Origin of the sequence: Nocardioides caldifontis (assembly GCF_008087345.1) — a bacterium.
GTDB classification, from domain to species: Bacteria; Actinomycetota; Actinomycetes; order Propionibacteriales; family Nocardioidaceae; genus Marmoricola_A; species Marmoricola_A caldifontis.
Genome location: NZ_ML701736.1, coordinates 14,460 through 25,574, shown reverse-complemented (window position 1 = coordinate 25,574; position 11,115 = coordinate 14,460). Strand labels below are relative to the sequence as shown.

Genomic DNA, 11,115 nt, shown 5'->3' with positions numbered 1-11,115 from the left:
GGGCCGAGGTGGTTTCCAGTCGAGCTGACCGCTCGCACCATCTATTCGACAAGTCCAGCCGGTTCGACTGGGGCCGGCCGGGGACTACAACAGTCTCCTTAGACGCCTTCATGTGAGAGCTCGGCCCGCACGACCACGCAGCTGAACCCTCCTCCCGCCGCACTATCGGCGCCTCCGAGACGTCAGCCGCTCGATCCCTCCAGCCCGCGAGTCCCCCGAACTGCCATCCAGGTCACGAGCCGGACTTCGTGCTTCTCGATATCGGGGAGCGGATCGCGCGGAGGCGGAGCGGTGATCCCGGCCTCATCGAGTACCTCGCGGACCAGCTTGATGCGCTGCTCATCGGTTGCACCCTGATTGAGGGCCCCGCGCACCTGTCGCGCGACCTTGGCGGTGGGAACACTGCGCAACCGACTTGCTAGTTCGATGCGTTCGTCCTTGTCCAGGAAGGTGCCCCTCTGGAGGACGAGCGCATAGGCGTCGCGGAACGACAGCGGCAGGTCGGGCTGGAACGCATTGGGGTCGGTGAGCTCCTTCCACGCTGCGTAGACGCTGTCGCGTGCTACCTCCCAGGCGTCGAATGCGTGGTCGTAGACGTCCTCGGGCAACCAGCGCTCCGCCGTCGCGTTCTGCGGGTCGGCGACGCGCAGAGAGACGAGAGTGTCGGGCGAAACGATCGGCGCGCCATCGTCCGTGTAACGCAGTGCCCAGTTTTCGTCCGTCGGGACGTAGCGGAACCAGGGCTGGCGGCTCTTCCCGATCTTGACGCAGAACACATAGCCGTTGCCGTGCACGACCGGGTTCACGAAGCCACTGCCCGCGCCGAACGGAAGGCTTAGGGCATCCTCCTTGACGACCGGCTCCATGTTGAAGGCGCCGAAGAGCCTGCGGCGGTATTCCTCTCCGGACAGGGACGCGCTGGAGCCGCCGGCGTCGAGCAACTTCTCGAACTCGTCGGTGACCTCGTCGTCAGCGAGGTTCACCTCGTGACCAGGGCCTCTCCCCGGAAGCACCTCACCAGCGCCGACAGCCGCGTCAGCCAGGGCAAGCTTCGCCTCCAGGCGAGCTTCCAGGGCCAGCAGCTCGTCAAGACGCTCGGCCGGGAAGAAGAGCCCGAGGTAGACGTAGTCATGCTTGGAGCCGATGCGGTCCACTCGACCGTGGCGCTGGACGATCCGCATCGGGTTCCACGGGAGGTCGTAATTGATCATCTGGCCGGCTTGCTGAAGGTTGACGCCCTCGGCAAGAACATCTGTGGTGAACAGGATGTCGAACTCGTCCTTGGCTGTGGGCTCCCCAGCTGCGTTTCGGGGGCCGGCCGTCGCCGGCGCGAACCCGGCGATCGTGGATGCTCGTCCTCCCTGATCGACGCCACCGCTGGCGCCGCGCTCATGGGTCTTCGCGTATGAACCCATGATCGGCGGGGCCACCCGGTCCCTGTAGTCCGCCAGCGGCGATCCCGCGGGGGCCTTCTTGATCGCCTCCTCGACGGCGTCGTAGATCGGAAGGATCGTGTCGGTGAAGGCCGAGAAGATGATGACCTTGCGCCGGTCCGAGTGTGAGAGCCCTCTGGGGTCGGTGCGCTGGGCATCTGCTGCGATCTGGGTCAGCTCCTCGATGAGCTTCTCGACCTTGGGCTCCGTCCCCTTGATGACGACAGCGGCGAGGTCGCTCAGCTCGCGTAGCAACACGATGTCTGACTCGACGTCGGCCTTGAGCTCGGTCAGGTGGTAGCCATCGACCGACTCGATCTGGTCATCCTTGTCGAACTCGAGGACGAACTCGTCGAGGTCGTCCGAGTCCGACGAGACCCACTCGCTCAGCGCCTCCCCCTTGAGCACGAAGCCCTTTCCCAGAGCATCGAGGAAGGCCTCGTGGGAGGCGATCATCTTCTCCAGAGACGCGTGCAGGGCCTGGGGACTCGACTCCAGCCGCTTCAGCAGACCGGACCGGAGCAGGCCCACGTTGCTGATCTGGTACTCCTGCAGGTCGTGGTCGACGGTGTACATGCTCGACAGGTAGCGGGCGAGCATGAGGCGCTTCGGGTCGCGGCTGCGGTCCTCCCACGCGCGAGGCGCGTGGGGGTCGGTCGGGTCGTCAAGGGCGTAGACCATCGCATCGATGAGGGCCAAGCCGTCGGCGTCCAGGGGGTACTCGATCCGACGCACCTTCGGCTGCGGGAACTTGATCGTCGTCGGCTTTCCGTCCGGCCCGATGATCATCTCGTTGGCGTAGTGCTCCTTGACGAACTTGCGCGTACGGCGCACCGCGACCTGGTCCATGAGGTCGAACAGGTGCTCCGGCGTCAGGTTGGCCGGATCCATGTCCTGAGCGTGCTTGATGTACGCCTTGATGCTGGGAATGCCGAGTGAGGCGAATCGGGCATCGTCACGAATGAAGTACTTGACGAGCGTCTCGAGGTCGGTGAGCGAGTTGTTGACGGGCGTCGCGGTCAGCAGCACGACCTTCTTCGGATTGCCGGCGGTGATGACGCGGTCGACCGCGCCCGACCGCTGCGCCCCCGAATTCCGCAGATTGTGGGCCTCGTCGATGACGATGAGTGAGTAGTCCTCGATCTCCTGGAGGAAGGCGTCGACCGGCCCCTTGTCCGGATCGAGCCGGTTGCGGACTTCCTCGTACGAGTAGACCTTCACCCACCGGCTGAAGTCGTGGGTGACGAGGAAGGGCTCCCACATCGAGGTCTTCAGCGCAGCGGGCGCCACGATGAGCACGCGCTGTCGGTTGATGTTGGCGGTGCGGTAGATGACCTCGCCCGCGAGGAAGGTCTTCCCGAGGCCCACCTCGTCGGCGACAAGGACTCCGCCGTGCTCGTCCAAGAGTCGCTCCATGCGCGCGACACCGTCGGCCTGGAATCGGGTGAGGTTGAGTCCGGTGCGAACGTTGGGGTTCTCGTCCTCGTCGAGATGCTCGCCGTACAGCTCCCAGAGCATCCGGAGGTAGATCACCCAGGGTGTGTGGGGGTCCCACAGGCGACCGTAGAGGCCGGCCAAGTCATACGGGTCGCTGAGGCTCCAGAAGTGCTCGAACCACTCACGCACCTTGGCCGCCGAACTCGTGCCACCACCGGTGCCGAGGTTCAGTTCAGCGTTGTGAGCCAAGCCGGCGTAGGTCATGTTGGACGATCCCGCGATGGCGGCTTGCGCCGCTCCATCCTCGACGAGGTAGGTCTTGCCGTGGAGGAACCCGCCGGCGTAGCGCCGCACCTCGACCTTGGCGATTCCTTCGGGGTCGACGCTCTTCAGCCACTCGACCATCCGCTTCGCCTCAGCGGTCGGCACGCGCGCGAAGCCCATCGTGTCGCGCTCCGCCTCAAGCCATGCCTGGTGGTGTTCGATGGCCGCGTCCCGACGCGCATCCTGGTCGGAGTCCCCCGACGTGATCGCCCGAACCGAGTCCTCCTCCGGCTCCGCACCGAGCAGCAGGCGCACCCGCGGTGCCGTCTCCAGCTCATCAGCCAAGAGTGCGAACCCGGCCGGGTTGACGTATGCCGTCGCGATGGCGATAGGCGGGGCCGTCACCCGGTTCTCGCGAAGAAGCCGGAACAACTCATTGACCTTGTCGGCCACCGTGGTCGCGGCGTCGCTCGGCGCGTGGTTAGTCGCGAAGTCAGGGAGCTGGGTCATGCCTTGCCCTTCCACTCTCGGTAGTGCGTCAAGACCGCGTCGAGGCGGACTTCGAAGTTCCAGCCACGGTGGAAGGTCGCGAAGACATGCTCGACCTGGTCTTCAGTGAGGTCGTACAACAGGCTCACCAGCGCATCGAGCTCAGCGATGAGGTCGTCCTTCTCCTCAGGAGTCTTCACCGACCCCACCGGAACCCCGACTGCAGCCGCCCAGTCTGTGTAGCGGTCATCGATAGCGGCGAGGCGACCAGCGATCTCGCGAGCCCTCCGGCAAAACGGGGAGTCAGCGTCGTAAGCCGGAACGGGCAGCGGATTCAACAGCTCGAACGTGAGGTGAAGCTCGACCCAGCGCCTTGCTGCCCAGTCGAACGGGATGCTCGACATCACGCCCAGGAGGAATGCTTCCGCAGCTTCGTCGCCCTGCCGTCTCACCAGGATTGGCGATTGGTGCACCGCGGCAGTGCCTGGAGGGAGGAGGCAAGGAATCGCCGTCCGCGTGTCGGTTGCGCGCGCAATGTCGCGGAACGCGATCCGCGCACTGTCGAGGGGCAGGGTGTTTGGTGCGAACTTCAGGCCGTTGTATGCCGAGCGCGAGTGCCGCACCGCACTGGCCAGCTTGGTAGTCAGGTGCGGACGCAGAACCTCGGGATCTCCGTACGCGAACGGACTCCCCGCGTCGGGTGCCCAGATGTTGTAGCTCGCACCAGCGACAATGGGGATTCGTCCTCGCGCCGATTCTGTGTCGAACTCCATGACGCCGCGGTCACCGCTGGCGTTCATGTCTCCCTGAATCGGACGGAATTCCCAGCCGGCCCGGACTGCGTCAAACCGAGGACTCCGCTTCATCTGACGGAAGACCTCTGCTGACCGCGGATCAGGAATCAGCGGGAAGGCCGCCGTATTCGACCAGGAAACGAACTCGTCGCCCGGCACTTCAGCGAGAACTCCGGCGCCCTTGACGAAGTCCTCCTCGTTCGAGAAGGGGCCGGACCACCTCACGACCTTCTCGCCGCCCTTTTCAGTCACCGTAAGGCAAACCGTGTATTGAGGGTGAACCTCCGGAAACACCCACTTTTGGTTGTTCACCAAGAAGCAAACGTCGGCAAACGAGCCGCTCCTCAGGATCTCGCGACGCCACGATGTGAGCGCGGAGCCGGCTAGCGCACCACGCGGCAACACCAGCGCGGAGCGTCCCCCCAAGCCAAGCAGTTGCCAGTTCCTCCAGGCGAACGCCTGAAACAAGTCAAGGTGAGCCGCGCCCAAGCCAACGTACGGTCCGGACGAAACCGCCTCGGCCATGGCGCGAACACGCTCGATCTCGGTCTCGTACTCGGCCTCCAGATCAGGTCGACTAGCGCGAAACGCTGTGAGCGTCGCATTCCGCTGCTTGGTAGGCATGGAACGGAGGCCCGGAAGGCGCAGCCCCCACCACTGATGCTCCTCAACGTGAAGCTTCTCCCACGGAGGATTGCCCAAGATGACGTCAAAGCCTGATCTGTCACGCAGGAAGACTTCAGGGAAGAGGTAGGGCATGTGTGCCGGCTCAAGCTCCGCAGCTGCTTCGGCAACTTCGAGCCGCTTCAGGACCTCCTGAAGCGAGTCTTCGTCCAGGATCACGCCAGGCTGAATCCATCCAATGCGCGCGGCGACAGCGGCATCGAAGATCCGACGAGCGGTGTCCGCAGCCTCCCGTGCCTGCGCGAGCATGCGGGCACCTTCTTCGACCTCGGCCTTGTTGGCCTCACTTGCGTTCGCCACGTCGATCAAGAGGGTCTTCGACGAGGCAAGCTGGTCGGTGAGGATCTCGTCGAAGAGACTCATCTCCCCCGGCTTGCGATTTGGCTGGAGCGCATCGAGGGCCTCTTCGATAGTGCCGATCCCGGTGAGGCTGTTCGCGTTCACGAGGCCGTGGTCGAGGTTACTCATTGGTAGCCCAGGCACGAACGTGTGGATCCACAACGCTAGACGGGCGAGTTCCACAGCCATCGGGTTGACGTCCAGCCCGTAGATGCAGCGTCGAGCAACCTGACGCCGAAGCAGGCCGACCTCGTCAACCTCGCTCTTCGCAACGTCATCGGTGCCGAGCGCGTCGCGCGCCACCGCGGCGAGGCGCAACAGCTCCTCAGTGACCCCCGGCACCGAGTGTTCGGTGAGGAACGTCCGCATCAGCGCTTCGATCTTGTCGACCGCCGCAACGAGGAAGTGCCCTGAGCCCATCGCGAGGTCAGCCACGCGGAAGTCGAAGAACTCCCGCGCGGCGGCGGACGCGTCGCCCTGGTTCAGGTATGTGGCGATCTTCTCGAGGTGGGCGGTCAGTGCAGGGACGATCGAGCGCTCGATGAGGTGGTCGACGACGACCTTCGGCGTGAAGTACGAGCCTGTCGCCTTTCGCTCCCCCGACGCGGTGTGGAAGTAGACCGAACCGGAGTGCGCATAGATCTCATCACCCTCCTTGGCCGGCACCCAGGCACCGCTGTTGTCGACGGTGAGGTCTTCCTCTGCGAGGGAGAGCGAGCTCTCGAGGAGGCCTTCGTAGATGGTGCCGAACTCGCGCACGCTCAGTGACCGGAAGTCGACCGGTCCGAGCACGCCGTCATTGGTGACGTCAATCAGCAGACTCCGCAACGCAGGTCCGAGCACACTGTCCGGCAGCTCGATCTTCTTGATGAGTGCACCCTCGGGAGCACGGTCCGGGTCGGTGCCGAACAGACCGCCGTTGTAGGACGGGATCTGCCACTGCGGGTTGCCTTGGTCGATGGCATTCCAGACCTGGACGAGGTCGAACCAGATCGTCGACGAGTCCCCGAACTCGTCGGAGTCCGAGGCAAGCAGCCGGCGAGCATTCGTCTTGAGACTGTTCGCGTCGAAGCCCTCGTTGCGTCCCGAGGGCAGGAGTCCGCGGTCTTCGGCGTAGGCCTGGAAGAGCAGCCGGAACAGGATGCGAAGCGTGACCCGGTAGGCCAGTGCCAGACCGTCCGCGTCGAGCTTGACTGCGGCATGCTTCGCCAGCCTCTGCGCAACCTCGACTGCCACTGGCGGGACGATCTCGTCATAGATGCGCTCCCTGAGACGGGCGCCGAGCTCCGTGGCGTAGCGGGAGCTGTCCCGCAGTAGCTCATCGGCCGTCCCGTCGGCGACCAGCGCGTCCGCCGAGAAGATCAGGGGCAGCAGCGCGGCGTACTCAGCATCGACTGTCGAGAGGTCGACCTCGAAGAAGGTCTCTGCCTGCCCCTTGGAGCCAACACCGACGCCGTCACGCCCCGGATACAGCCGGATCTGGTCCTTGCGAAGGACCACCAACCACGGGACCTCCTGCCGTGAGGCCACGGCGAGACCGAACGCCACCGGGGAGAGCTGAAACCGTTGGGTCTTGGCATCGAACTGTTCGGAGTCGTCGAGGAGGACGGCTACCGCACGCGGCGGCTGGCCGCCGATCGACAGGAGCATCGTGCCGTTCGGCCCGGGCTGGGTTCCGAACCCGAGGGCCTCAACGAGCTGCTTGCCGCGTTTGCTGAGCAGGGGCGCCGCTTTGCTGCCGAGCGCCCCCCAGTCAGAACGCTTCGGCACGTTGCTCGTGATGTGGTGCGACGCAAACAGCCCGCTGTTAGTGAAGCCCGCCACGCCGGTCGAGTCGTTCGCCTTGCGGAAGCCAGCAAACCGCTCCGTCGCGGCCAGGACATCAGTCTCGGCGAGAACCGACTGGAGCTGACGTTCGGCTTGATCCTCCGGCAACGCGATCGGCTGGGCCTGCGGATCCGGACCGAAGAGATGGACCACGCCGTCGTGCGCGACTGCGACGACCAGCTGGATCTGCGTCCTGCCCTTGCGGTTGGCGAAAAGGTCGCGAAGAACCTGCCGTGATGGGGCGACGACCGCGGTGGCGGTTGCGACCTGAAATCCGCCCAGCCCGAACGGGTCAGGGCCGAGGTACACCTTCTCGGTCGTCACGGTGGCGGGCGCAGACGGGTCGTTCCAGGACACAACCTTGTCGGCGGTCAATCGCACGGAATCTCCTCAGACTTCAGCCCGGTTGTGAAGACACTCGGCCCAAACCCTAGTAACGACCGGCAGAGATGCGGCGGACATCTAGGATTCGCCGACGATCCTGCCACTGCGCGGTCAGCCGGCACCCATCGCCGCGGCCCTGCACCGAGTGCCCTCCAGCGGCGTGACAGTCCGGCAGTTTGACGCCTTACCCGACCTCCAGCGTATTTGCGCGCGCGAGGTTATGCCGTGGCTTCGACCATCAGCGGCAGAGCACGGACCGGCAAGTGCTGACCGAGAGGCGTGCCCCACGCCCCTCGCCATGTCGACGCCAATCCGCTATAACCGAGCCGGCAAGAACGCCGGGGCGGTTATAGCGGCCGCTTTCCCACCCCAAAAGACTAATCCGGCCCCACGAAACTTGAGTCCCTATATCGCCGATGCAAAGTAGACATCGACGATCTCAACCGGCACGTGCACCATCCCCCGACGCAGAAGCAGGTGACGACCTGCATGGTCGTCACCCGCTCCACCATCGCGCAAATTCAGCTGCAGCCGCTGGTGCTGCCGCACCCCTCGCAGACGTAGCAGCTGCCGGCCGGGCGCATCTTGGTCCCGCAGGTGAAGCAGAGCGGGCTGTCGACGGCGGTGCCGGTGATGGCCTCCATCAGCTCGGCGGAGGTGTGGGCGCCCTTCGGCGCCTCCTTCGCCGCGGCGGCCTCGACCGACTTGGTTTCAGCCTCGACAGGCTCGACCACCTTGGCCTCGTGGTCACGGAGCGACTCGGCCTCGGAGACCTCTTCCACCTCGTCGACCGGCTCGTAGGAGCCCGTCTCGAGCTGCCGCTGGCGCTCCTCGGCGGAGTAGATGCCGAGCATCGAGCGCTCGTCGAACGGCATGTAGTCGAGCGCGAGGCGGCGGAAGATGTAGTCCATGATCGACTGTGCCATCCGCACGTCCGGGTCGTCGGTCAGGCCGGCCGGCTCGAACCGCAGGTTGGTGAACTTGGAGACGTAGGTCTCCAGCGGCACGCCGTACTGCAGGCCGATGCTCACCGCGATCGAGAACGCGTCCATCACGCCGGCCAGGGTCGAGCCCTGCTTGCCGAGCTTGAGGAAGATCTCGCCGAGCTCGCCGTCCGGGTGGGCACCGGAGGTCATGTACCCCTCGGCACCGCCGACGGTGAACGACGTGGTCTTCGACGCCCGGGACTTCGGGAGCCGCTTGCGGAACGGCTTGTGGACCTCGACGACCTTGACCTGCCCCTCGTCGGCCTCGACCGCCTTGTCGGCGCCCTTCGCCTTCGCGTCGGCCAGGGGCTGGCCCACCTTGCAGTTGTCGCGGTAGACGGCCGTCGCCTTGAGGCCGAGCTTCCACGACTGCAGGTAGATGTCTTCGATCTCCTCGACCGTCGCCGTCTCCGGCAGGTTCACGGTCTTCGAGATCGCACCCGAGAGGAACGGCTGGCAGGCCGCCATCATCCGCACGTGGCCCATCGGCGCCAGCGCCCGCGCGCCCATCGCGCAGTCGAACACCTCGTAGTGCTCCTGCTTGAGCCCGGGAGCGTCGATGACGTGGCCGTGCTCGGCGATGTACTCGACGATCGCCTCGACCTGCTCCTCGAGGTACCCCAGCTTCCGCAGCGCCCGCGGCACGGTCTGGTTGACGATCTGCATCGAGCCGCCGCCGACGAGCTTCTTGAACTTCACCAGCGAGAAATCCGGCTCGATGCCGGTGGTGTCGCAGTCCATCATGAAGCCGATGGTCCCGGTGGGGGCGAGCACCGACGCCTGGGCGTTGCGGAACCCGTTCTTCTCCCCCAGCTTGATGACCTGGTCCCACGCCTTCGTGGCCAGCGCGTGCACGTCACGGTCGGTCGAGTGCAGCGTGCGCACCGAGTCGTTCGCCGCCTGGTGCTTGCGCATGACCCGCTTGTGGGCCTCGGCGTTGCGGGCGTAGCCGTTGTACGGCCCCACGACGGCGGCCAGCTCCGCCGACCGCTTGTACGACGTGCCGGTCATCAGCGACGTGATCGACGCCGCCATCGCACGGCCGCCGTCGGAGTCGTAGCCGAGCCCCATCGCCATCAGCAGCGCACCGAGGTTGGCGTAGCCGATGCCGAGCTGGCGGTAGTCGACCGTGGTCTGGCCGATCGACTCCGTCGGGAAGTCCGCGAAGCAGATCGAGATGTCCATCGCGGTGATGATCAGCTCGACCGCCTTGGCGAACAGGGCTGAGTCGAAGGTGTCGTCGTCCTTGAGGAACTTCAGCAGGTTCAGCGACGCCAGGTTGCAGGAGGAGTTGTCGAGCGACATGTACTCCGAGCACGGGTTCGACGCGGTGATCCGCCCCGTCTCCGGGTTGGTGTGCCAGTCGTTGATCGTGTCGTCGTACTGCAGCCCCGGGTCGGCGCAGGCCCACGCCGCCTCGCTGATCTTGCGGAACAGCGAACGCGCGTCGATCTCCTCGATGACCTCGCCGGTCATCCGGGCGCGCAGCCCGAAGGTGGTGCCCTCCTCAACGGCCCGCATGAACTCGTCGGAGACCCGGACCGAGTTGTTGGCGTTCTGGTACTGCACCGAGGTGATGTCCTTGCCGCCCAGGTCCATGTCGAACCCGGCGTCGCGGAGCGCGCGGATCTTGTCCTCCTCGCGCATCTTCGTCTCGACGAACTCCTCGATGTCCGGGTGGTCCACGTCGAGCACGACCATCTTCGCCGCACGACGCGTCGCGCCGCCCGACTTGATCGTCCCCGCCGAGGCGTCGGCACCGCGCATGAACGACACCGGGCCGCTCGCCGTGCCGCCGCTGGACAGCAGCTCCTTGGAGGAACGGATGCGGGAGAGGTTGAGGCCGGCGCCGGAGCCGCCCTTGAAGATGAACCCCTCCTCCTTGTACCAGTTCAGGATCGAGTCCATCGAGTCGTCGACGGAGAGGATGAAGCAGGCGCTGACCTGCTGCGGCGACTTGGTCCCGACGTTGAACCAGACGGGGCTGTTGAACGAGAAGTACTGGTGCAGCAGCAGCCAGGTGATCTCGTGCTCGAAGAGCTCGGCGTCGGCGGCGGAGGCGAAGTAGCCGTGGTCCTCGCCGGCCTTGCGGTAGGTGTGCACGACCCGGTCGATCAGCTGCCGGAGGCTCCACTCGCGGGCGTCGGTGCCGACCGCGCCGCGGAAGTACTTGGTCGTGACGATCGTCGAGGCGTTGACCGACCAGAAGTCGGGGAACTCGACGCCCCGCTGCTCGAAGACGGCCTCGCCGGTCTTCCAGTTGGTCTGCACGACGTCGCGACGCTCCCACGTCACCTCGTCGTAGGGGTGCACGCCCGCGGTGCTGAAGACCCGGTCGATCTTGAGACCCGCGGCCTTCTTCGGGCTCCGCTGCCGTGCGGGCCCGTTCACCGTCTCCGTCATGCCGACTTCCTCTCCGTTGTGGCTGTCGTGTGCGTCCTGCGTGGGGGTGTAACGCTGACTGCTCTGGTGCTGGGG

Annotated in this window: 3 protein-coding genes; all 3 read right to left on the bottom strand. The window is 65.6% G+C overall.

From position 1 onward, the window contains the following. Positions 1-182: 182 nt before the first annotated feature. Entirely contained in the window at positions 183-3,644 is a 3,462-nt protein-coding gene (locus FIP57_RS03010; RefSeq protein ID WP_148571871.1) for an SNF2-related protein, read from the bottom strand. After that, complete coding sequence (locus FIP57_RS03005; protein WP_203231027.1) at positions 3,641-7,642, bottom strand: Eco57I restriction-modification methylase domain-containing protein; 4,002 nt, start codon at positions 7,640-7,642, stop codon at positions 3,641-3,643. The genes FIP57_RS03010 and FIP57_RS03005 overlap by 4 nt, the downstream gene beginning before the upstream one ends. A gap of 530 nt (positions 7,643-8,172) precedes the next feature. Continuing rightward, positions 8,173-11,040, bottom strand: a complete 2,868-nt coding sequence (locus tag FIP57_RS03000) for a vitamin B12-dependent ribonucleotide reductase (protein ID WP_148571867.1) — start codon at positions 11,038-11,040, stop codon at positions 8,173-8,175. Between the last annotated feature and the right edge of the window lie 75 nt (positions 11,041-11,115).

Bases quoted from the DNA above. Each gene is read 5' to 3' on its own strand.
- FIP57_RS03000 (WP_148571867.1), bottom strand. From the start codon at position 11,040: ATGACGGAGACGGTGAACGGGCCCGCACGGCAGCGGAGCCCGAAGAAG.
- FIP57_RS03010 (WP_148571871.1), bottom strand. From the start codon at position 3,644: ATGACCCAGCTCCCTGACTTCGCGACTAACCACGCGCCGAGCGACGCC.